Origin of the sequence: Duganella violaceipulchra, assembly GCF_019166075.1 — a bacterium.
Lineage (GTDB): Bacteria > Pseudomonadota > Gammaproteobacteria > Burkholderiales > Burkholderiaceae_D > Rugamonas > Rugamonas violaceipulchra.
The window spans coordinates 24,022-47,686 of sequence record NZ_JAHTGR010000024.1 but is presented as its reverse complement, the minus strand read 5'-3'; the positions used below and the strand labels follow the sequence as shown (position 1 = coordinate 47,686).

The 23,665-nt window shown below is 64.1% G+C and carries 15 protein-coding genes; 10 read left to right on the top strand and 5 right to left on the bottom strand.

What is annotated here, in order from left to right; genetic code table 11:
- Positions 1-12: 12 nt before the first annotated feature.
- From xylF to KVP70_RS29530, 7 genes are all read left to right on the top strand, one after another.
- Positions 13-1,017: a D-xylose ABC transporter substrate-binding protein gene (xylF, locus tag KVP70_RS29560; protein WP_217945961.1), complete on the top strand. Its 1,005-nt coding sequence runs from the start codon at positions 13-15 to the stop codon at positions 1,015-1,017.
- A 58-nt stretch (positions 1,018-1,075) separates the two neighbouring features.
- Entirely contained in the window at positions 1,076-2,599 is a 1,524-nt protein-coding gene (gene xylG, locus KVP70_RS29555) for a D-xylose ABC transporter ATP-binding protein (RefSeq protein ID WP_217945960.1), read from the top strand.
- A gap of 5 nt (positions 2,600-2,604) precedes the next feature.
- Positions 2,605-3,747 (top strand): sugar ABC transporter permease, encoded by a 1,143-nt coding sequence (locus KVP70_RS29550; RefSeq protein ID WP_217945959.1) that lies wholly within the window; start codon positions 2,605-2,607, stop codon positions 3,745-3,747.
- A 366-nt stretch (positions 3,748-4,113) separates the two neighbouring features.
- Positions 4,114-7,101, top strand: a complete 2,988-nt coding sequence (locus KVP70_RS29545; RefSeq protein ID WP_217945958.1) for a TonB-dependent receptor — start codon at positions 4,114-4,116, stop codon at positions 7,099-7,101.
- Between the two features lie 20 nt (positions 7,102-7,121).
- Entirely contained in the window at positions 7,122-8,768 is a 1,647-nt protein-coding gene (locus KVP70_RS29540) for a GH35 family beta-galactosidase (RefSeq protein WP_217945957.1), read from the top strand.
- Positions 8,769-8,784: 16 nt separating this feature from the next.
- Positions 8,785-11,661, top strand: coding sequence for a TIM-barrel domain-containing protein (locus KVP70_RS29535; protein WP_217945956.1), 2,877 nt, complete (start codon positions 8,785-8,787; stop codon positions 11,659-11,661).
- A gap of 1 nt (position 11,662) precedes the next feature.
- Positions 11,663-13,918, top strand: coding sequence for a glycoside hydrolase family 95 protein (locus tag KVP70_RS29530; RefSeq protein ID WP_229225178.1), 2,256 nt, complete (start codon positions 11,663-11,665; stop codon positions 13,916-13,918).
- Here the strand turns inward: KVP70_RS29530 and KVP70_RS29525 are convergent.
- Entirely contained in the window at positions 13,907-15,148 is a 1,242-nt protein-coding gene (locus KVP70_RS29525; RefSeq protein WP_217945955.1) for an NADH:flavin oxidoreductase/NADH oxidase family protein, read from the bottom strand. The two genes, KVP70_RS29530 and KVP70_RS29525, sit on opposite strands and share 12 nt — an antisense overlap.
- A gap of 70 nt (positions 15,149-15,218) precedes the next feature.
- Between KVP70_RS29525 and KVP70_RS29520 the strand changes: the two genes are divergently transcribed.
- Entirely contained in the window at positions 15,219-15,620 is a 402-nt protein-coding gene (locus KVP70_RS29520; RefSeq protein WP_217945954.1) for a MerR family transcriptional regulator, read from the top strand.
- A gap of 17 nt (positions 15,621-15,637) precedes the next feature.
- On the opposite strand, the gene KVP70_RS29515 is transcribed toward KVP70_RS29520, so the two are convergent.
- The gene (locus KVP70_RS29515) at positions 15,638-16,417 is read right to left on the bottom strand and encodes an alpha/beta fold hydrolase (RefSeq protein ID WP_217945953.1); all 780 of its coding nucleotides are present in this window, start codon (positions 16,415-16,417) and stop codon (positions 15,638-15,640) included.
- Between the two features lie 140 nt (positions 16,418-16,557).
- On the opposite strand from KVP70_RS29515, the gene KVP70_RS29510 reads away from it, so the two are divergent.
- Complete coding sequence (locus tag KVP70_RS29510; RefSeq protein ID WP_217945952.1) at positions 16,558-17,394, top strand: alpha/beta hydrolase; 837 nt, start codon at positions 16,558-16,560, stop codon at positions 17,392-17,394.
- Positions 17,395-17,405: 11 nt separating this feature from the next.
- Complete coding sequence (locus tag KVP70_RS29505) at positions 17,406-18,539, top strand: hypothetical protein (protein WP_217945951.1); 1,134 nt, start codon at positions 17,406-17,408, stop codon at positions 18,537-18,539.
- Between the two features lie 15 nt (positions 18,540-18,554).
- Here KVP70_RS29505 and KVP70_RS29500 read toward each other — a convergent pair whose 3' ends face one another.
- From KVP70_RS29500 to KVP70_RS29490, 3 genes are all read right to left on the bottom strand, one after another.
- Entirely contained in the window at positions 18,555-19,997 is a 1,443-nt protein-coding gene (locus KVP70_RS29500; protein ID WP_217945950.1) for a DUF3422 family protein, read from the bottom strand.
- A gap of 178 nt (positions 19,998-20,175) precedes the next feature.
- Positions 20,176-21,471: an ABC transporter substrate-binding protein gene (locus tag KVP70_RS29495; RefSeq protein WP_217945949.1), complete on the bottom strand. Its 1,296-nt coding sequence runs from the start codon at positions 21,469-21,471 to the stop codon at positions 20,176-20,178.
- Entirely contained in the window at positions 21,455-23,563 is a 2,109-nt protein-coding gene (locus KVP70_RS29490; RefSeq protein WP_217945948.1) for a TonB-dependent receptor plug domain-containing protein, read from the bottom strand. Before KVP70_RS29490 ends, KVP70_RS29495 begins: the two co-directional genes overlap by 17 nt.
- Between the last annotated feature and the right edge of the window lie 102 nt (positions 23,564-23,665).

The following is a 23,665-nucleotide window of genomic DNA, read 5'->3' as shown; positions in this document are numbered from 1 at the left end:
GAGACCGTAAGAATGAAGAAATTACTGAGCGCGGCGGCAGTCGCCGTCATGCTGGTGTGCGCCGGCGGCAACGCCATGGCCGACGCCAAGAACCCGAAAATCGGCTTTTCCATCGACGACCTGCGGCTGGAACGCTGGGCGCGCGACCGCGACTACTTCGTCGCCGCCGCCGAGCAGCAGGGCGCCAAGGTCTATGTCCAGTCGGCGGACGCCAGCGAGCAGCGTCAGATCGCCCAGATCGAGAATCTGATTTCGCGCGGTGTCGATGTGCTGGTGATCGTGCCTTACAACGCCACGGTGCTGAACAACGCGGTGCGCGAGGCGAAGAAGGCCAAGATCAAGGTGGTCTCCTACGACCGCTTGATCCTCAACGCGGATATCGACGCCTATATCTCCTTCGATAACAAGTTGGTCGGCGAAATGCAGGCGCAGGGTGTGGTGGCGGTCAAGCCCAAGGGTAACTTCTACCTGCTGGGCGGCGCGCCAACCGACAACAACGCCAAGATGCTGCGCGAAGGCCAGCTCAAGGTGCTGCAGCCGCTGATCGACAAGGGCGATATCAAGGTGGTCGGCAAGCAGTGGGTCAAGGATTGGAATCCGGCCGAGGCCATGTCCATCGTTGAAAATGCGCTGACCGCCAACGGCAACAAGCTCGATGCGGTGGTGGCGTCGAACGATGCGACCGCCGGCGGCGCGATCCAGGCGCTGGCATCGCAGAAGCTCGATGGCAAGGTAGCCGTGTCCGGGCAGGATGCGGATCTGGCGGCGGTGCGGCGCGTGATCGCCGGCTCGCAGACCATGACGGTGTACAAGCCGTTGAAGTTGATCGCTTCCGAGGCAGCCAAGCTGTCGATCCAATTGGTGCGCAATGAGAAGCCGGCGTTCAACGCCGAGTATCAGAACGGCTTCAAGCAAGTCAGCACGCTGCTGCTGAAACCTACCATGCTGACCAAGGCGAATATCGACCTGGTGGTCACCGATGGTTTCTACACCAAAGCCCAACTCGCGGCCAAGTAATTCTTCTGGCGGGGACGCGTTTCACGGGTTCCCGCACCTCACCTCTGCGAGAATCTGTATGTCCGGCTATTTGCTAGAAATGAAGGGCATCGTCAAGAAGTTCGGCGGTGTTCCCGCGCTCGACGGCATCGACCTGCAAGTCAGGCCCGGCGAGTGCATCGGTTTGTGCGGCGAGAATGGCGCCGGCAAATCGACCCTGATGAAAGTACTGTCCGCCGTCTACCCGCACGGCACCTGGGACGGCGAGATCCTGATGGACGGCCAGCCGCTGAAGGCGCAATCGATACGCGAAAGCGAAGCGGCCGGCATCGTCATCATCCACCAGGAGCTGATGCTGGTCCCCGAATTATCGGTGACCGAAAATCTATTCCTGGGCAACGAGATCACGCTGCCCGGCGGGCGCATGGACTATCCGGCCATGAACCAGCGCGCCGAAACGCTGCTCAAGGAGCTTAAGCTCAACGACGTCAACGTGGTGCTGCCGGTGATGAACTACGGCGGCGGCCATCAGCAGCTGATCGAGATCGCCAAGGCGCTCAACAAGAACGCGCGGCTGCTGATCCTGGACGAGCCATCGTCGTCGCTGACGGCGTCGGAAATCGAAGTGCTGCTCGATATCGTCCGCGGCCTGAAAGCCAAGGGCGTGGCCTGCGTCTACATCTCGCACAAACTCGATGAGGTGGAGGCGATCTGCGACACCATCGTCGTTATCCGCGACGGCAAGCATATCGCCACCACGCCGATGCAGCAGATGGATGTGCGGCAGATCATCGCGCAGATGGTGGGGCGCGAGATGAACCAGCTGTATCCGAAACTGGAGCGCACGCAGGGCGAGGTGATGTTCGAAGCCCGCAACGTGGTGTGCTACGACACCGAGAAGCCGGACCGCCGGAAGGTGGACAACGTCTCCTTCAAGCTGCGCCGGGGCGAGATCCTCGGCATCGCCGGCCTGGTGGGCGCGGGCCGCACGGAGCTGGTGTCCGCGCTGTTCGGCGCCTACAACGGCCGCTGCGAGGCCGAGGTGTGGCTCAACGGCGAGAAGATCGATACCCGCACGCCGCTCAAGGCCATCCGCGCCGGGCTGGCGCTGGTGCCGGAGGACCGCAAGCAGCATGGCATCATCCGTGACCTGGATGTGGGCCAGAACATCACGCTGTCGGTGCTGGGCCGCTATGCGCGCTTCACCCGCATCGACCGCGAGGCCGAACTGAAGACCGTCAGCGAGGAAATCGCGCGGCTAGGCTTGAAGACGGCCAGTCCCTTCCTGCCGATTACGTCGCTCTCCGGCGGCAACCAGCAGAAGGCGGTGCTGTCCAAGATGCTGCTGACGCGGCCCAAGGTGCTGATACTCGACGAGCCCACGCGCGGCGTGGACGTCGGCGCCAAGTACGAGATCTACAAGTTGATGCTGGAACTGGCCAGCCAGGGCGTGTCCATCATCATGGTGTCGTCGGAACTGGCCGAGGTGCTGGGCGTATCCGACCGCGTGCTGGTGATGGGCGAAGGCCGGCTGCGCGGAGACTTCATCAACCAGGACCTGACCCAGGAAATGCTGCTGTCTGCGGCGCTCGATCAATCATAGTGACCATGCATACCAACAAACTCAAACAACTGTTTACGCAGTATAAAATCCTCGCCCTGCTGATCGCCATCGCCATCATCTGGAGCTTCTTCAGCTGGAAGACGGACGGCGGCTTCATTTCGGCGCGCAACCTGTCCAACCTGATGCGGCAGATGTCGGTGACCGGCGTGGTCGCCTGCGGCATGGCCTTCGTCATCATCTCCGGCGAGATCGACCTGTCGGTAGGCTCGTTGCTAGGCCTCCTGGGCGGCGTGGCGGCGGTGCTCGACGTAACCCACCACATGCCGTTGCCCGTGACGGTGGCGGCGGTGCTGGCCTGCGGCCTGCTGCTTGGCCTGTTCAACGGCTATCTGACGGCGTATGCGGGCATACCGTCCTTCATCGTGGGCCTGGGCGGCATGCTGGCGTATCGCGGCATCGTGCTGGGCGTGACGGACGGCGTGACGGTGGCGCCGGTGTCGGAAGCGATGGTGCAGGTGGGGCAGGGCTATCTGTCGCCGGAACTGGGTGTGACGCTGGGCGTGGTGCTGTTCGCGCTGGCCGCCGTGCTGAGCTGGCGCCAGCGACTTAACCTGGGCCGCCACGGCCTGCCGGTGCCGCCGATGTGGCGCGACGGCGTGCGTCTGGCCGCCATCGGCGCCGTGCTGTTCGCCTTCGTGCGGACCTTGAACAGCTACGAAGGCATACCGCTGCCGGTGCTGTTGTTGCTGGTGCTGTTGGGCGCCTTCAGCTACGTCGCCACGCAGACCGTGTTCGGCCGCCGCATCTACGCGGTGGGCAGCAATATGGAGGCGACCCGCTTGTCCGGCGTGAACGTGCAGGCGGTGAAGCTGTGGATCTTCGGGATCATGGGCTTGATGTGCGCTTTGGCTGGCCTGGTCAACACGGCGCGGCTGGCGGCGGGGTCGCCGTCGGCCGGCACCTCGGGCGAGCTGGATGCGATTGCGGCCTGTTTCATCGGCGGCACTTCGATGCGCGGCGGCTCCGGCACCGTCTACGGCGCCTTGATCGGCGCGCTGGTGATGGCCAGCCTGGATAACGGCATGTCCATGCTGGACGTGGACACTTACTGGCAAATGATCGTCAAGGGCTGCATCCTGACGCTGGCCGTCTGGGTCGACGTGGCGACGCGCTCTGGCCGCCGTTGATGTTTTTCGCGCGGCCCATAGCATTAGCTGCGCCGGGCCGCGCGCTTCAGCCGCTACGTTGTCTGATCGACGCTACGCTTGCTGATTATCATTCTCCCGCTTGGTGAATTTCGCAATTGCGGCCAGTTGGCGTAACTTGCAAAATGGTCTCATAACATCGTATGACCTGGCACCCCGCCAGTAAGCCATAACGATAACAAAACCAAAAGCGAGACGCATTCAAATGAAAACTATCTCTTTGCGCTATTCAGCGCCTGTGGGCCCGCACGCCTGATATTTCTAAATTCATAACCGTCGACACTGGGAAGCACCAACAACAAATGGCCGAAGTGCCATGAATAGTCTTATAACTTTGGAGAGCATTAGATGAAACAGTTTAAGAAAACGGCGATTGCGTTGGGCCTGGCCCAGATGGCTGCCATGTCCGGCATGGCGGTCGCACAGACCGCGCCTGCCGATTCCGGCCAGACCGTGATCGTGACCGGCCAGCGCGCAGCGCTGCAATCGGCGCAGAAGATCAAACAGAATTCCGATGAAATCGTTGATTCCATCGTGGCCGACGATATCGGCAAACTGCCGGACCGCTCGGTGACGGAAGTGTTGCAGCGCATCGTGGGCGTGACCATCGACCGCACCATGTCCAAGGGCGATCCGGAGCACTTCTCGGTTGAAGGCTCGGGCGTATCGATCCGCGGCTTGAGCTATGTGCGCTCCGAACTCAATGGCCGCGATTCGTTCTCCGCCAACGGCGGCCGTTCGCTGAACTTCGAAGACGTGCCGCCTGAATTGATGGCCGGCGTCGACATCTACAAGAACCCGTCGGCGGAACAGGTCGAGGGCGCCGTCGGCGGCCTGGTCAACCTGCGCACCGCGATGCCGTTCGACTTCAAGGGCTTCCACGGCGCCATCTCCGGCCAGGAGACCTACTCGGAACTGAAGAAGGGCAAATCGTCGCCGTCGATGTCGGGCATGGTGTCGAACCGCTGGAAGACGCCGATCGGCGAAGTGGGCGCCTTGCTGGACCTGGCCTATTCGGAAAGCGGTACCCGCACCGACGCCTTCCAGGTCGAGCCTTACTATCCATTGAAGGACGCCGCCGGCAAAACCATCTGGGTGCCGAAGGGCGCGCAATGGCGCACGCTGGAGTTCAACCGCCGCCGCGAGGGTGCGTATGGCGCCTTGCAGTGGAAGGCCAACGATCAGCTCAGCAGCTCGCTGACCTACTTCAAATCGCGCTACACCATGACGTGGGACGAGCAGGCGATCTTCGCGCAATCGAGCCCGTACAACATCCAGGTCACCAACGGCACCTATGATTCCAAAGGCGCGCTGCTGACCGGCACCCTGACCGACACCAAGGACGGCGGCATCAACTTCGGCGACGATACCCGTTCCTCCACCCGCAAATCCGACACCACCGACCTGTCGTGGAACCTGCGCTGGCGTCCGAACGACCGCTGGACCGTCACCACCGATCTGCAGCACATCCGCGCCAGCACCCGCAGCCTCGATTCGACCGTGGCCACCGGCGTGCAGATGCCGAAGGAGCAGCTGGACCTGACCGGCAATGTGCCCAACCTGATTTTCGACGCGGCCGACCGCGCCAACCTGGCCGATCCCAAGAACTACTACTGGGCGTTCACGATGGAGCACCAGGACAAGAGCGTGGGCCATGAGACCGCGTGGAAGACCGACGCCAAGTACGACTTCGATCATCCGGTATTGCGCGACATCCGTTTCGGCGTGCGCCTGACCGACCGCGACGCGCTGACGCAGAACACCAACCCGAGCTACAACTGGTCGCCGATCTCGCAACCGTGGCAGCTGGGCTGGAACATCAGTGGCCTGGCTTATTTGAGCGATCCTCGCTTCAGCGGCAACACCAATCTGCACACCTTTAACAATTTCTTCAACGGCAAAGTCTCGGTGCCGTCGGTGGTGTTCCCGAACGTCTCGCTGGCGCAGGGCTTCCCGGACAGCTACGCGGCGCTGCACAAGTATCACGACATCCTGTGCGCGGAAGTGAGCACCTCCTGCGATACGTGGAAGGCTGCGACCTTCGGTACCGACCCTTCCGGCACCAACGACCAGACCGAGAAGACCCAGGCTCTGTATAGCCAGGTTCGTTTTGGCTGGGACAACCTGAAATATCCAATCGACGGCAATGTGGGTGTCCGTTATGTGAAAACCGCCAGCACCGCGCACGGTTACACGGTCTTCAAGTCGACCGCGCCGAATATCCCGGCAGGCAACACCACCACTGGTGTAACGGTGCCGGTCATCGCACCGTTCTCCAAGGCCGAGGACTACGAGAACAACTACCACAACGTGCTGCCTAGCCTGAACCTGCGCATGAAGGCGTCGGATACGCTGCAATTCCGCTTCGCGTTTGCCGGTGCGCTGTCGCGGCCGGACTTCGACAAGCTGCAAGCCTATACCGAGATGGAACAGACGGCCAGCACCACCACCAACACCGCCACGAACGTCACCACCATCAACAGCGTCAGCCAGATGGGTAAAGGTTCCGGCAACCCTTACCTGAAGCCTACCACCTCCAGGCAGATGGACTTGACGGCGGAGTGGTACTTCGCGCCGGCAGGTTCGTTCACCGCGGCGGTGTTCAACAAGCAGCTGAAAGACATCATCGTCAACCAGACCTACCTCTATGCGATCCCGGACGTCAATGGCGTCAAGCAGAACTTCGCGGTGACGGGACCGATCAACGGCGCCAAAGGCCATGCACGCGGTATCGAGCTGGCTTACCAGCAGTACTTCGACAAGCTGCCAGGCTTGTTGTCCGGCTTGGGCTTGCAGGCCAACTTCACCTTCGTCGACAGCAAGCGCGATCTGTACAAGCCCGTGTACCAGGCTTACTGCACCAGCGAGAACTCGGCGGCCAACGTCAACCTGACGTTGAACGGTTGCGACACCAACGGCACCACCTTCGGCAACCTGCCGCTGGAGAACCTGTCGCGTCAATCGTTCAACCTGGCGCTGATGTACGACAAAGGCCCATGGTCGGCGCGCCTGGCCTACAACTGGCGCTCGAAGAGCCTGCAGGCGGTCAATGTCAACGGTACCCAGGGCACCGACGGCACCGACACCAATCCGGCCAGCCCGGACGTCGGCAAGCAGAACGTGGTGTGGGGCCTGCCTGTGTGGGCGGATGCCTACGGCCAGCTGGATGCGTCGATGTTCTACAAGATCAACGAGCATATGTCGTTGGGCTTCGAAGCGCAGAACGTCACCAACTCGCAGTTCAAGCAGCTGATGCAGCAGAGCGTAGGCATGAAGGGCCGCGCATGGTTCGTCACCGGACCGCGCTACACTGCACAACTGCGTTACACCTTCTAACTTGAAAAAGGCCTGATCGCATGAAGCACACCGCCCGCCAGCTCGTCACCGTTTTGAGTTTTACCGCCTTGGCCGCAGCTGGCGCGGCGGCCGCCGATATGCCGCAGATTGTGAAGAAGGACGGCCGCCACGCCCTGATGGTCGATGGCGCGCCGTTTGTGATGTTCGGCGCACAGGTGCACAACTCCAGCAATTATCCGCTGGCCTTGAGCAAGGTGTGGCCGGCCATCCAAGACATGAACGCCAACACCGTTGAAATTCCCGTGGCGTGGGAACAGATCGAACCGGTCGAAGGAAAGTTCGATTTCAGTTATGTCGACACCTTGCTGGCGCAGGCGCGCCAGCACAAGGTGCGCCTGGTGCTGCTGTGGTTCGGCACCTGGAAGAATACAGGCCCGCAGTACACGCCGGAGTGGGTCAAGTTCGATAACAAGCGCTTCCCGCGCATGTTGGACAAGGACGGCAAGTCGATCTACTGCCTGTCGCCGAACAGCGAAGAAACCATGAAGGCCGACCGGAAGGCCTTTGTCGCGCTGATGGAGCATATCAAGAAGGCTGATTCGGCGCAGCGCACCGTCATCATGATGCAGGTCGAGAACGAAGTCGGCACCTACGGCTACGCGCGCGACTTCGCGCCCAAGGCGCAGGCGGCGTTTGAACAGAATGTGCCGCAAGCCGTACTGAATTACAAAAAATCGCCAGTGCCGCTGGCTGTCAGCGGCAGCTGGAAGCAGGTCTACGGCGATTACGCCGACGAATACTTCCACGCCTATTCCATCGCCAGCTACATCGAGGAAATCGCCAAGGCGGGCCGCGCCGTCTACAACCTGCCGATGTACGTCAACAACGCGCTGCGCGATCCGCTGGAGTCGCCGGTGATGCCGTGGAAGGGTAACTTCGCCAGCGGCGGCCCGACCTTCGACGTGATCGATATCTACAAGGCGGCTGCGCCGCATATCGACATCGCCGCGCCGGATGTTTATGCGCCGGAGTCGGACAAATTCCATGCCACGATGGACCGCTTCCAACGCGCCGACAATGCGCTGATGCTGCCGGAGATGAGCAACGCCGCGCAGTACGTGCGCTATGCCTACCTGGTGCTGGGCCGTGGCTCGCTGGCCTTCTCGCCGTTCGGCATCGACTACGCGGACTACAGCAATTTCCCGCTGGGTTCCAAGGCTACCGACAAGACGATGGTGACGCCGTTCGGGAAAATCTACGCCGCCTTCCGGCCAATGGAACGCCAGTGGGCCAAGTGGGCGTTTGAAGGTCGCACCCACGGCGTTGCCGAAGGCGACGACCGCAAGCCGCAGACCGTCGCGTTGAAGAATTGGACGGCCACCGTCAGCTTCCGCATGTGGCAGTTCGGTGATGCGGAGTGGTTGGCCAAGGTCAAGGACGTACCGGTGGATACCGAGCTGCCGAATGGCGGCGTATCGATCGCGCAGATTGGCGACAACGAGTTTATCGTGGTGGGACAGCATGCGCGCGTGAGCTTCGTCAGCAGCGACGGCAAGCCATCCATGCTGGCGCGCGCGGAGGAAGGTCACTTCGACCCGTCCGGCAAATGGATCATGGAACGCAACTGGAACGGCGACCAGACAGATTACGGCTTGAACCTGACCGGCAATCCGGTGGTTCTCAAGGTCAAACTGGGTACATACTGAAAAATACGGAGATTAAATGCGATTCAAATCGATAGTGCCGGCGGCGTCGTGCCTGGCGGTGATGGTGTCGGGCCAAGTGTTGGCCGGCACGTTTGAAAAGACCGCCACCGGCGTGGTGGTCAAGCCTGATTCGGGCGCGGCGAAGGAAGTGCGCCTTGAAGTCATGGGCGAGAACATGATCCACGTGATGAAGCTCGATCGCTCGGGCAAGGAACTGACGCCATCGCTGATGACGGTGGCTGCTCCTGTTAGCGGTAACTTCAGCGTTGCCGCTGCGGGCAAGGACAAGGTCACGCTGAAGGCGAAGAAGATCTCGGTGGAGGTCTCGCTGGCGACCGGCCAGGTGCAGTTCCTCAACGCCGCAGGAAAAGCCTTCCTGAGCCAGGCATCGGAGAGCATGGCGCCGGTCGATGTCGACGGCAAGCCGTTCATGGCGGTCAAGGAAGGCTTCAACCACGGCACCAAGGACGCCTACTACGGCCTGGGTCAGCACCAGAATGCGCAAATGAACCTGAACGGCGAGGACGTTCTGCTCATGCAGCACAACATGGCGATCGCCGTGCCTTTCGTCGTCTCGGACAAGAACTACGGCGTTTTATGGGATAACAATTCGATCTCGCGTTTCGGCGACGCCAAGCCGTATGGCCCGATGGTGCGCGACCTGAAGCTGGTCGATGGTGAAGGCAAGGCCGGCGGCCTGACGGCGCGCTACTACGTTGGCGGCAAGCTGGTACTGACGCGTCACGAGAAGGACATCGCTTACCAATACCTGAAGGACGTGGCCGAGAACTGGCCGAAGGAATTGGGCGACCTGAAAACGCTGAACGACGTCAAAGTAATTTGGGATGCGACGCTGAGCTCCGACAAGCCGGGTGTGCACAAGATGCAGCTGTACTCGTCGGACTATGCGACGTTGACGGTGGACGGCAAGCAGGTCATGGACGTTTGGCGTCAGGGCTGGAATCCGTGGTATCACAACTTCGAGGTGAAGTTCGAGGCCGGCAAGCCGGTCAAGCTGCACCTGGAGTGGAAGCCGACCGGCGGCATGGTCGCCATCACGCACAACGATCCGCTGCCCGATGCGGAACGCCACTCGCTGACCTTCTCGTCGGAAGTCGCGCAGAGCATCAACTACTACGTGATCAACGGTGACAGCATGGACAAGGTCATCGCCGGCTATCGCCATTTGACCGGCCAGGCGCCGATGATGCCTAAGTGGGCCTACGGCTTCTGGCAATCGCGCCAGCGCTATGAAACGCAGGAGCAGCTGCTCGGCGTGCTGCGCGAGTACCGCAAGCAGGGCTGGCCGGTGGATAACATGGTGCAGGACTGGTTCTACTGGCCGCAGGATCAATGGGGTTCGCACGATTTCGACAAGGCGCGCTTCCCTAATCCGAAGGGGATGCTGGACGAAGCGCACAAGGCTCATGCGCGCGTCATGATTTCGATCTGGGGCAAGTTCTATTCGAACACCGACAACTACAAGGAGCTTGCAGCCAAGGGCCATATGTGGACCAAGAACGTCGAGAACGGCGATCTGGATTGGGTAGGCCCCGGCTACAAGAACAGCCACTACGATCCGTACACCAAGGAGGCGCGCGACATCTACTATCGCCAGATGAAGCCGAAGCTGGTCGACATGGGCTTCGACGCCTGGTGGATGGATAACACCGAGCCGGATGTGCTGTCCAACACCCGTCCGGCGGACTTCAAGAAGCTGGTCGGGCCGACCGTGTATGGCGGCGGCGAGATCACCTTCAATCCGTATAGCCTGGTGCATACGGAGGGCTTCTACCAGGGGCTGAAGCGCGATCAGCCGGATATGCGCCAGTTCATCCTGTCACGCTCGGGCTTCGCGGGCATCCAGCGCAATGCGGTCGCGGTGTGGAGCGGCGATACGGCGAGCCGCTGGAACAACCTGTACGACCAGATATCGGCCGGCGTCAGCATCTCGATGTCGGGCATTCCGAACTGGACGCACGATATCGGCGGCTACGCGCAGGAGACCCGTTACCAGGTCGGCGATGTCGGCTCGGCGCAGGAAAATCGCGCCACCGGTGCGGCCAAGGGCAATGCGGAGGACATGAAGGAATGGCGCGAACTGAATCTGCGCTGGTTCCAGTTCGGCGCGTTCTCGCCGCTGTTCCGTTCCCACGGCGAAGTGGTGAAGCGCGAGATCCACGAGATTGCGCCGGAAGGATCGCCGATGCGCGATTCGATGGTCTGGTACGACAAGCTGCGCTATCGCATGATGCCTTACATTTACTCGGCCGCCGCCGACATCCACTACGAATCCGGCGCCATCATGCGCGGGCTGGTGATGGATTTCCCGAGCGACGAGGCGGTCAAGGATATCAAGGACCAGTACCTGTTCGGTCATAACCTGATGGTCGCGCCGGTGTATGTGTACGGCGCGCGTGAGCGCAAGGTCTACATGCCCAAGGGCGCAAGCTGGTACGACTTCTATACCGGCGAAGTGCACAGGGGCGGCAGCACGGCCGCGATCAAGGCGCCGGAGACCCGCATGCCGTTGCTGGTGAAGGCCGGTTCGATACTGCCGATGGGACCAGTGACGCAGTATGTGGATGAGACGCCGGATGCGCCGATCACCCTCAACGTCTACACCGGCGCTGACGGGAAGTCCAGCCTGTACGAGGATGATGGCGTGAGCAATGCCTACCTGCGTGGAGAGTTCAGCCGCATCGCGTTGAGCTACAACGACAAGACCGGCGCGGTCACCATCGGCGAGCGTGTGGGCAAGTACAAGGGCATGCCGGGCAAGCGCCAGTTCAAGCTGCGCTTCATCAAGGCCGGCGTTTCGAGTTCGGAGGATTTCGATGCGTCCGACAAGGTCGTCGCGTATGAAGGAAAGTCGATCACGGTCAGGAAATAAGATGGTTCGAAATATGTTGATCGCGGCGTGCCTGCTCGCCGCTCAGCTGTGCGGCGCGGCGGAAACGCGCGACCTCACGCTGCGTTATGACCAGCCTGCGCCCGATACGGCGCAAGGCTGGGAGCAGGAGGCGCTGCCGATCGGGAATGGCCGCATCGGCGCGATGATCTTCGGCCAGCTGGCGCGGGAGCGCGTCCAGTTCAACGACATCACCTTGTGGACCGGCGACGACAAGGTGATGGGCGCGTATCAGCCGTTTGGCGATGTTTATATCAACCTGCCGGGGCATGAGCAGGGGACGACGGCCTACGCGCGGCAGCTGGATATCGGCCAGAGCCTGCACAGCGTCAGTTACACGCACGGCGGCGTCAGGTTCAAGCGGGAGGCCTTCGCCAGTTATCCGGCGCAGGTGATCGCGATGCGGCTGACCGCCAGCAAGCGCGGGCAGTACACCGGATCGATCGAGCTGACCGACATGCACGACGCGCAGATCAAGGCGCTGGGAAAGCGCATCGTCGCCACTGGTTCCTTGCGCGGCAAGGGGCATGCGTCCAGCAACGCGATGGACTACACCAGCCAGGTGCAGGTGCTGAACGAGGGCGGGGCGCTCTCGGTCGATGGCAACCGGATCACTTTCACCGGCTGCGATGCGGTGACGCTGATACTGGGCGCAGGCACCAGCTATGTTCTCGATCCGGTCAAGCAGTTCCAGGGCGAGCATCCGCTGCCACGGGTGACTGCGCAGGTGAGCGCTGCGGTGCGTCCGTGGGCGGTGCTGCTGGCCGAGCACCAGATGGATTTTCACGCGCAGTTCAATCGCATGAGCGTGGACTTCGGCAGTGCCGTGCCGGCACGCCGCACGCTGCCGACCGACCAGCGTATCGCTCGCTACACGGCGGAGGGCAACGATCCCGGACTGGAGGCGCAGTTCTTCCAGTATGGCCGCTATCTGCTGATCTCCAGTTCGCGCGATTCGCTGCCCGCCAATTTGCAGGGGCTGTGGAACAACAGCCTTACGCCGCCGTGGAATTCGGACTACCACACCAACATCAACATCCAGATGAACTACTGGCCGGCGGAGCCTGCCAACCTGTCGCAGAACGCGCTGCCGTTCTTCGCGCTGGTGCAGGGCGTGGCGCCGGTGTATCGCCAGCTGACGGCCGACACCTTTTCCACCAGCGCCGGCAAGCCGGTGCGCGGCTGGACGGTGCGCACCGAATCGAATCCGTTCGGCGCCATGGGTTATGTGTGGAACAAGACCGGCAACGCCTGGTATGCCCAGCATTTCTGGGAACACTATGCGTACACGCAGGACAAGGACTTCCTGCGCAAGGTGGCGTATCCGATGATGAAGGAGGCGGTGCACTTCTGGCAGGACTATCTGAAACAGCTGCCCGATGGCCGCCTGGTTGCGCCGCTGGGCTGGTCGCCGGAGCATGGGCCGATCGAGGATGGCGTCACCTACGACCAGGAGATCGTCTGGGACCTGTTCAACAACACCGTCGAGGCGGCGGATGCGCTGGGCGACGACCAAGCCTTCCGCGCGCAAGTCGCCGCCATGCGCGACAAGCTGGCCGCGCCGCGCGTGGGCAGCTGGGGCCAACTGCTGGAATGGATGGACGAGAGAAAAGATCCGGTGCTCGATACGCCGGGTGATACGCATCGTCACGTGTCGCATCTGTTCGGGCTTTATCCCGGCCGCCAGATCTCGCCGACGCAAACGCCTGAACTGGCGGCGGCCGCGCGCAAGTCGCTGGAAGGGCGTGGCGATGCCGGCACCGGCTGGTCGATGGCGTGGAAGACGGCGTACTGGGCGCGGCTGCTGGACGGCGATCACGCCTATATGATGCTGCGCGGGCAGCTGGCCAAGCCGGGCGCGCGCGCCGCGCAGCAGAGCGGCAAAGGCAGCGAGGGTAACAACGCTGGTGGCACCTATCCGAACATGCTGGACGCGCATCCGCCGTTCCAGATCGACGGCAACTTCGGCGCGGTCGCGGCGATCTGCGAGATGCTGCTGCAATCGCAGACCGGGGCGATCCATCTGCTGCCGGCGCCGTCGTCGGCATGGCCTGCCGGCTCGGTCAAGGGCCTGCGCGCACGCGGCGGCTATGAAGTTGACGTGGCGTGGGCTGGCGGCAAGCTGACGTCGGCCACGATACGCCGCACCGCCGGCTCGGGTCCCGGCAAGGTGCGCTACGGCGACAAGGTGATTCCGCTGAACCTGAAGGCTGGCGAGAGCAGGCGGCTACGCTTGTAGTTGGCCGGCGGCCGTGAGCCAGGCACGATAGCGCCTGGTCAGCAGCACCATGCGGAACTGGCCGACGATCATGGTCAACAGCGGCGAGTAGCGGCGCGCCCGCGACGTGTCGCCGCCGCCGAGCGCACGCATGCGGCGTTTGACCAGCGCCATCGCGGCGACCGAGGCCATGGTCTTGTCTTTCCATTCCAGAGGTGGCGGCAGCGCCGTCGGCTCCTGGCCTGTGCGCCATTGCAGTGGCAAGTCCGGTACTTCCGCCAGCGCGGTGGCGATGCCGGCGACGGCGATGCCGCTGGCCAGCACCTGCTCGGCCACGGCCTTGCGGGCGATGCCGCCGGTGGTCATGACCGGCATGTGCGCCACTGCCGCCAGGTCCTTGGCGAATTCGAGGAAGTAGGCTTCGCGCGCCAGTGTGCGGCCGTCGATGGTGCGGCCCTGCATGGCCGGGCTTTCGTAGCTGCCGCCGGACAGTTCGATCAAGTCCACCGGCAGTTCGTTCAGCAGCAGCACGACCTGTCTGGCGTCGTCCTCGGAGAAGCCGCCGCGCTGGAAGTCGGCCGAATTGAGCTTGATGGACACGCTGAAGCCGGGCGACACGCGCGCCCGCACGGCGCGCACCACCTCCAGCAGCAGGCGCGCGCGGTTGGCCAGGCTGCCGCCCCAGTTGTCGCGGCGGCGGTTGGTCAGCGGCGACAGGAATTGCGAGATCAGGTAGCCATGCGCGGCGTGGATCTGCACCCCGTTGAAACCTGCCTGCTCGGCGGCGTATGCGGTGGCGGCGAAGCGGTTGATGACTTCCTCGATCTGCACGGTGCTCATCTCGACCGGCTGGGCAAACAGCTTGCTATGCTTGCCCATGTCCAGCGCCACCGCCGACGGCGCCCAGGCGTTGCCGCCCATGTTGGCCATCACCTGGCGGCCGGGGTGGTTAATCTGCATCCACACCTGCGCGCCTTGGCGGCCCGCCGTTTGCGACCATAGCCGGAACGGTTCGAGCGGCGTGCCTGCCTCCAGCACCACGCCGCCCGGACCGGTCATCGCGCGGCCGTCGATCATCACGTTGCCGGTGATGATCAGGCCCACGCCACCTTCGGCCCAGCGTTGGTATAAACGATTGAGCGCAGGGCCGGGAAGCTGTCCCGTGTCGGCCATGTTTTCTTCCATCGCGGCCTTGGCCAGGCGGTTGGGGAGGGTGCTGCCGTTCGGTAGTGTCAGTGCGGTGAACATCATGTCGGGTCCCTGCTTGGTGTACGAAATGATGTATCCTAAGATTGAAGTTCACTTTAAGGTCAAGCAAAAAATGAAAATAGGCGAATTGGCGGAGCGCTCGGGCCTTGCGCCGTCGGCGATCCGCTTTTACGAGAAGGCTGGTTTGCTGCCGAAGGCGGCGCGCGGCGCCAACGGCTACCGCGTGTATGCGGAGACGGCGCTGGAGCGCCTGCAACTGATCCAGATCGGCCAGAACCTCGGCTTCACGCTGGAGGCGATCCGCGCGGTGTCGCTGCTCGAAGGCGCGGCGTTCCAGGATGGGCTGCTGCACAACCTCGATGCGCGGCTGGGCGAGATCGAGCAGATGATGCAGACCTTGCGCACCCAGCGCGAATCGCTGCTGGACACGCGGCACAAGCTTCAGCAGTCCTGGGCGAACAATGAATGCTTGAGCAATGCCGACCTGGCGGCGCGCGGCCCGGCCAGAGCCTAGCGCACGCGCGCTCGCTATCAGCCGGTGGTGACTTCGGCGTCGGCCAGGAAGTTGACGATGGCCGGGTTGACCACGGCGCCGTGGGTGATCGGTCCCATATGGCCGCCGCGCGTTTGCAGCGCGGTGGCGTCGGGCAGGGCGGCGGCCAGCGCTTCGGCCAACTGGCGGGTCGAGGCCGGGCTGTGCGTGCCGGACATCACCAACGACGGCATCGTCAGCGCCGCCAGGTCGTCCAGCGTGGCCGCTTCGCCCAGCAGCGCCTGGAAGTCCAGCCGCACCTTGCCGATCATGGCGCTCATCTTGTCCTGCGCCGCCGGCGGCGCGGCGTCGAAGGCGCCGGCGCGGTTCCAGTAGTCGATGAAGATGCGGGTGGCGTCGCGGTCCTGGCCGGCGCCGCAGGCGTTGATGCGCTCCACCACGGCGACGATCTCGGCGCGCGCCGGATGCTGCGCCGGCAGCAGGTGGAAGGCCACCGGTTCGAACAGCGTCAGCGACAACACGCGCGCCGGCATGCGGCGCGCCATGTGCAGCGCCGAGGCGCCGCCGAAGGAGTGGCCGATCAGGTGGAAGGCTACACCCGGCTCCAGGCGCGAGGCGACGGCGGCGTTGACGGCGTCCACCTCGTGCGCCAGCGTGTGGACGTAATCGCCATCGACGTCGGCCGGGAAGGGCGAGGCGCCGTAGCCCAGCAGGTCGACGGCGATGCAGCGGAAATCGCTGTCGAGTTGAGCGATCAGGTCGGCCCACTGGGCCTTGGAACTCATGGAGCTATGCAACAGTACAACGGCTGGTTTCATTATCGGCACGGCAAAAAAAACGGAGCGCGTATTATACCGGCTCTTGTGCAAGCGGCCGCGCGGCACCATGTGTGGCCTATACCACGCACGACTTCACTTTTCGTACCGTGGACACGAGAGACGGGAGTAGAGTAGAGGTCATGAACAATTCCAAAAAAGTCGCAGGTTTTGCCGGTCTCGTCAGTGTGCTGTGGATGGGGCTGACGGCCGCGGTGGCGGCCAACCAGAAGCGTCTGCTGTTCAATCCGCTTGGCAGCAAGCGCGAGGTGCTCAAGCCTTACAGCAGCGGCCATCGCACGCGACCCATCGTGGTGCGCTCGAACGACGGCACGCGGCTGTCCGGCTGGCTGATGACGCCGCCGGTGGCGGGACCGCATCCGGGCGTGATTTATTTCGGCGGGCGGTCGGAGGAAGTGTCCTGGGTCGCGCGCGACGCGGGCAAGCTATTTCCTGGCATGGCGGTGCTGGCGGTGAACTATCGTGGCTATGGCGATTCGCACGGCGATCCGGCCGAGGAACATTTCGTCGACGACGGCCGCATGTTGTTCGACTGGCTCAGCGAGCGCCATCATGTCGACCCCAAGCGCATCGCCGTGGTCGGCCGCAGCCTCGGCTCCGGCGTGGCGGTGCAGGTGGCGATGCAGCGCGACGCCAATTCCATCGTGCTGATCACGCCCTATGATTCCATCCTGGCCATCGCCAAGCGCAAGTTCAAGGCGATACCGGTGGAGTACGTGCTGCGGCATAAATTCGAGTCGGTCAAGTACGCGCACCACCTGAAGGCGCCCACCTATGTGCTGCGCGCCGCCTTTGACGACGTGGTGCCGCATTCGCACACCGACCTGCTGGTCGAGAAGCTGGGGCAATTGCATGCGGACGAGATCGTTCCCGATTCCGACCACATGAACATCCCCTACCTGGAGGCGACGCAGGATCGCATCGCCAGCTTCCTGCGTGGCCGGTTCAGCCAGCCATGACGGGCCGGTTCATGCGTCGTGCTTCCATGTTGCTGCTGCTCGGTTGCGCCGGCCTGGCGCAGGCGGCCGCGCCCGCCCTGGTGCGCAGCCTGGCGGTGCAGGGCAAGTCCACCGATGGCAAGCCGGTGCCAGCCGGCGATATCGTCATGCCGCTGGTGCAGGCGGGCGATCCTGCGCTGTCGGCCAAAATCAACGACAAACTGTTTCTCGCGCAATTCGGGGTGCTGTCGCCCAAGACGCCAGGCAAGTCGGTGGGCGCGGCCGACGGCATCGCCCTCGATGGCGTCTCGACGCAGTCCTACGCGGTCGGCCGCAACGATGGCCGCATCCTGACCATCGCCTTCAACAGCGAATTCTGCGGCGCCTATTGCGAGACCAGCCGGCAGTACTACAGCTTCGACATGGGCAGCGGACGGTCGGTGCAGGCGGAGGACATCTTCACGGTGGCCGGCATGCGCGAGCTGGCGCGGCAGATGCGCAAGCAGCGCCTGGCGGCCTACCGCAACGAGGCGGCGCAGCGCAAGGCGGCGCTGGACGCGCTGCGCAAGGAAAAGAAAGCGTCCAAGGACGACCTCGACGATCTGGAGCAGCGTGTGGCGCTCAATTCCGAATGCGCCAGCAAGGAAAGTCAGCTGGCCAAGCAGTCGGATGCCGATTTGCTGGCGGCGTTCCGGACCTATCAGCTGGAGGCGGCCGCGCAGAAGTACAACATCTATTCGGAGCGCTGCTCCAGCCATGCCGAGCAGGCGCTGGACGATGTCGGCACCGTCAAGCTGGCGCTTTCCTATGCCGAGCTGTCGCCGCAGCTGAATGACTACGGCAAGGCGCTGCTGACGGGAACGGGAGCGGTGCCGCCGGCCGGCGGGTATTTCGGCCAGGTGCTGCATGGCCGCCTGGGGACGATGGCGGTGACGATGACGCTGAAAAAAGACGGCGACGGCGGCGTCGAGGGGACGTATTTTTACGATAAGTTCCGCCAGCCCATCGCGCTCGATGGCACTGAGCGCGACGGCAAGCTGGTGTTGAACGAGCGCAGCGGCGACAAGGTCAGCGCCACGCTGCAGCTGGGCTGGTCGGAAGCCGCGCATGCGCTGCAAGGCAGCTGGACCGGCAAGAAGGAGCTGGCCGTCAGCCTCGCTCCCTGAGACCGGCCAGCGCCGTCAGGCGTGACGGGCCAGCGCGCCGCCCGGTCCGGTCAGCTGCTTGTGCAGCCTGCGCAAGCCCATCCACACGCCGATGAACACCAGCGGCGCCGCCAGGCCGGTCAGGATGTCCGGATTGATGGGCACGTTGCTGGCCTTCATGGCCTTGCCCGCGTAGCCGATCAGGCCCAGCGTGTAGTACGAGATCGCCACCGCCGACAATCCCTCCACCGCCTGTTGCAGGCGCAGCTGCTGCGCCGCGCGCGCGTCCAGCGATTGCAGGATCTTGCGGTTTTGCCGCTCCTGTTCGATGCCGACTCGCGTGCGCAGCAGGTCGTTGCTGCGGGCGATACGCTTGGCCAGCGTTTCCTGCCGCTGCGAGACCGAGGTGCAGGTGTGCATGGCCGGCGCCAGGCGGCGGCCCATGAACTCGGCCAGGGTCGGCATGCCGGCGATGCGCACTTCGCGCAGTTCCTGGATGCGCGATTGCACCAGGCTGAAGTAGGCCTGCGCGGCGGCGAAACGGTAGCTGTTGTTGACCGACAGTTTTTCCAGCCGCGCCGCCAGGCTGGTGATGCGGTGGAGCAGCGCCTGCTCTTCGCGCGCCTCGTTGGGCGCGCCGTCCGACTGGTCGCTCTGCACCAGCGTGGCGGTCAGGTCGGCCAGTTCGTTCTCGATGCCGTTGAGCACCGGCTGGCTGGCTTCCGCTTGCGGCAGGCCCAGCAGCGCCATCATGCGGTAGGTTTCGATTTCCAGCAGGCGGCCGACCAGGCGCCCGGCCTGGAATTCGCGCAGGCTGAGGTCGCGCACCACGAAGCGGCTGAAGCCGTCCGGCTGGATCAGGAAGTCGGTCCACACCTCGGCGCCGCTGCCGACGCTGCTGCCGACCAGCGATTTGCCCTGGAACAGGTCGCGGATGGCGCGCACCGCGCCGCTGTCGTCCGGCTCGCCCTTGCACAGCAGCACATGGGCGGCGACGATGATCTTGCCGTGCAACCCGGCCAGCCATTCCTGCGGCACGTGTTGCAGCGGCATGCGCTCAAACGCTGGGGTCAAGTCTGAGATTCGGACACGAGCGCTGCCGTCGTCGCCGCTACGGCTGTCCTCGTGTCCGAATGTCAGACTTGACCCCTGGCGTTCGACGAAGGTGTAGGTGGCGAACTCGGTGTGGCATTCCCACTTCAGGCGGAAGCGGTCGAAGTCGTGGAAGAAATAGCGCGCCTGCGGGGCTGGCGCGGCCACGCCGTAGTGCAGGCACAGCTGCTCCAGGATCTGGTGCTGGCTGCTGCGGTGGAATTTCTGCGACGGCTGGTCCTGCTGCACGTAGAGCGCGAAATGGGTCAGGCTTTCCGGCGCTTGCAGCTGCAGGAAGGGGCGTGAGTGGATTTCCGCCGACAGCGGCACCCGCATCGGATGATTCAACTTGGCGAAATCGGCATTGGCGCGGTAAGCGAGAGACATGACCTTCCCCGTGATAGGACTGCGATCGGATGTGAAAAAACGCGCATTGTTGCGGTGCAGTATAACTAGCCCGGCGCACCGGCACAACCATGCATTCCGCATACCACTCATGCGGAACGCTGATGTTACCGGGGAATACGTGTACTAGCGATCACTTTTTGATCGCTAGTGATGCCGCTCAACGGGGCAGGGCTATGATCAGTTGCAGGCTGGCGTCCCAGCTGCGGGCCGCCGTGTCGAGGCGGAACACGGTGAACGGCACCTGGCCGACGATGTCGCCGACGCCGTCCCAGTCGATGTCGGCATAGGCGCCGGCGTAGTCGACGTCCTTGCCGGCCCTGACCAGCGCCAGGGCGGCGCCGATGGCTTCCGGCCTGACTTTCTCACCCGGCGCGTTCATCACGAAGCGCAGGCTGTCGCGCGCCATCAGACCGGTGGGGCTCTTGCTGTTGTTGACCAGGCCGGCGCGCTCGATGGCCAGCGCCATCACCATCGCGATGTCGTAGGTGGGGGCGGTGAAGTCCTGCGGCTCGCTGCCGTACTGGGCCAGGTAGCCGCTGCGGAAGCTCTGGTAGGAGCTGTTGCCGTAGGCGCCGATGGTGGCGGCCGAGCCGCTGGCGCCGCCGACCAGCTTGCCCGGATCGGCCAGGTTGTCGAGGAAGGTCTGGTTGCCGGCGGCGGTGCCGGGCAGCAGCCACATGGCGCCGCTCTGGAACGGCAGCGATTCGTTGAGCACGTTGGCCGAGATGTCGGCCGCCAGGATGCCGTTCAGGATCACGTCCGGCTTGGCGTCGTAGACTTGCTGCAGATAGCTGGCGAAGCCGCTCTTGAGGCCGAACGGGATGGTGACCGTGGCCACCACCTGCCCGCCCAGCTTCTGGAAGGCCGGCGAGAACAGGCTGGCCAGGCCGGCGCCGAAGGCGTCGCCGGCGTTGATCAGCACCACGGCGCGGCGCTTGCCCGCTTCCCACGCCACCTTGGCCAGCACCGGCGTGGCGTCGACGTCGGAGACGCCGATGCGGTAGATCAAGTCCTTGTCGGCCACCGTGCTCAGCGTCGGCGAGGAACTCGATTCGGTCAGAATGGGCACGCCCTTGGCCAGCGCCTGCGGCAGCAGGTTCAGCACACGGGTGGAGGTCGAGACGTTGAGCGCGATGACGCCGGCATCCAGCAGCTGCTGGCCCATGTCCTGGGCCTCGGCGTTGTCGCGCGCGACCAGCGCGATGGCGTTCAGGCGCTTGCCCAGCACACCGCCGGCGTCGTTGATCTGCTTGGCCGCCAGCAGGAAGGCGTCGCGGGTCGAGGTGCGCCAGCCCACCGAGGCGATGTTGATGGCGGCCGGATCGATCATGGCCTTGATCGGGTTGGCCGGCAAGGGCATGGTGGCGTCGCCGGTGCCGCCGCCGCCTCCGCCGCAGGACGCCAGCACGGCCAACGCGGCGGCGGCCAGCAGGCGGCTAGTAGCGGTATTCATATTGCACTCCATAGCGCCGTCCCAGCGAAGGATAATCGATGCCGCCCACGCCGGGGTCGACATAGCGGCTGTTCCACAGGTCGCGCACCTGCAGGCGCAGGCTGGAGCGGGCGTTGATGCTCCAGCGTGCGCCCAAGGTGGTGTCGACGTAGCTGGCCAGATGGTAGGCCTGGTTGGCCAGCAACACGTTGGAGGTGGCGGCCGGGCGCCGTCCGACGTAGCGGTTGTCCAGGCTGAGCAGCAGCTTCTGTCCCATCAGGCTGGCGCTGGCGCCGGCGTTGGCGCTGTTGGTGGGGAACAGTTCGCCGTCGCTGCGCTGGGCCAGCGGCGCCAGTGTGTAGCGGTTGAGGCCGCGGCTGCCGTTGGCGCGGCTCAGGTTGGCATAGGCGTTGAGCCAGTCGCGCTGGTAGCGCAGCTCCAGCTCCACGCCGTTGACCTTGCTGTCGCTGCTGTTGCGCGCCACCAGGTTGAAGAATTCCTGCTCCAGCGTGACCAGCTCGCTGACCTTGGTGTGGTAGACCGTCAGCGCGCCGTTCCAGTGCGGATGGGACGGCGTGCTCAGCTGCAGTTCCAGCGTGCGCGATTTTTGCGGCGCCAGGTTGGGGTTGCCCTTGACGTCGCCCGGCTGCACGGCGGTGCGGTACAGCAGCTCGGCCGACGGCGCCTGGAAGGCTGTGCCGCCCAGCACTTTCAAGCCCCAGTCGCCGGGCAAGGTGCCGACCACGCCGGCGCGCAGCGATTCCTGGGTGCCGTAGACCGAGTGCCGGTCCTGGCGGCCGCCGAGGATGGCCTGCCATTTGCCAACCAGCGGGAACTGCCATTGCGCGTACAGGCCGGTGTTGCGCAGCGTCTTTTCGCCAGGTTGGCTGAGCTGGAAATTGCTGCCGTCGACCAGGCTGTGGCGGCGGAACGATTCCAGCGTCTCGCGGTCGCGCAGCAGGTCGGCGCCCAACAGCAGGCTGGTCTGTGGACCGGGTTGCCACAGCCATTCGGCGCTGCCGTCGACCGCCTGGTAGCCGAAGTCGCGCAGCAGGTAGTAGTCGGCGGCGCCGGTGCGCACGATGTCGCCGCTGCCCGGCTCGCCCTCGCCGTAGTTGAGGCTGGCGCGCAGCGTATGCCATTCGTTGAAGCGGTGGCTGGCCTCCAGGTGCACAAAGCCCTGTTCCAGCACCACGTGGCTGGGCGGACGCAGCAGCGGATTCAGGTTGGCGTAGACGTTGTCGCTGTCCTGCCGCTGCCAGAAGGCGCTGGCTTGGAGCTCGTCGCTGGCGCCGCGCCAGCCGCCGCGCAGGTACAGGCTGCGCGGATCGGCGTCGTCCACCCGCGCCGGGCTGAGCGCGGCGTAGCGCTGGTAGTCGGGCGAGATGCGCGGCAGCGCCAGGCCGCTGCGGTCGGCCTTGGCCGCCTGCAGGCCCCAGGCCAGCCAGTACGGCGCTGGCGCGCCTTCGGTCGCGCCGAGCTGGACGCTGCCGCTGGCCGACAGCAGGTCGGCGCTGCGGCCGCCGCCCGACCATTCGTGGGCCAGCCCCAGGCGCTGCTCGCTGCCGTCGCGCCGGGTGATGACGTTGATGGCGCCCAGCAGCGCGTCGGCGCCGTACAGCACCGACACCGGCCCGCGCACGATCTCGATGCGCTCGACCATGTTGAGCGGGATGAATTCCAGTCCGGTCAACTGCTGCTGGGTGCTGCGGAAGGCGATCGGCTGGCCGTCCAGCAAAATCTTGATGGCGCGGCTGGCCGACTGCGCGCCGGCGTTGATGCCGCGCACGCCGAAGTTGTGGTTGAGGCGGTCGTCGCTCTCGACAAAGCCGGCCACGTGGGACAGCGCCTCGGCCAACGTCTGGTAGCCGTAGCGGGCGATGTCGTCGGCCGTGACCAGCGTCACCACGGCGGGCGTGGCGTACAGCGGGGTGGCGGTCTTGGTGGCGGTCAGCACCTTGACGTTGCGCAGTTGGTCAAGGCTGAGGTCGAAGAGCGTGTCGTCGTCATTGGCGCCGTCGGCGCCGGCGGCGGCCAGCGGCGCCGCGCAGGCGGCCGCCAGCAGTGCCAAAAGCAGGCGGGAGGCGCTGCGGTGCTGTGTGCGTTCGCTCAAGAGGATTCCCCTATGCTGCGCTATTTATTTAACAAAGTATTCACCAATTCCGACACGATCACAAGCTGCAAGTTTGCCCTCCGCACGATGCGTTGTGTTTAG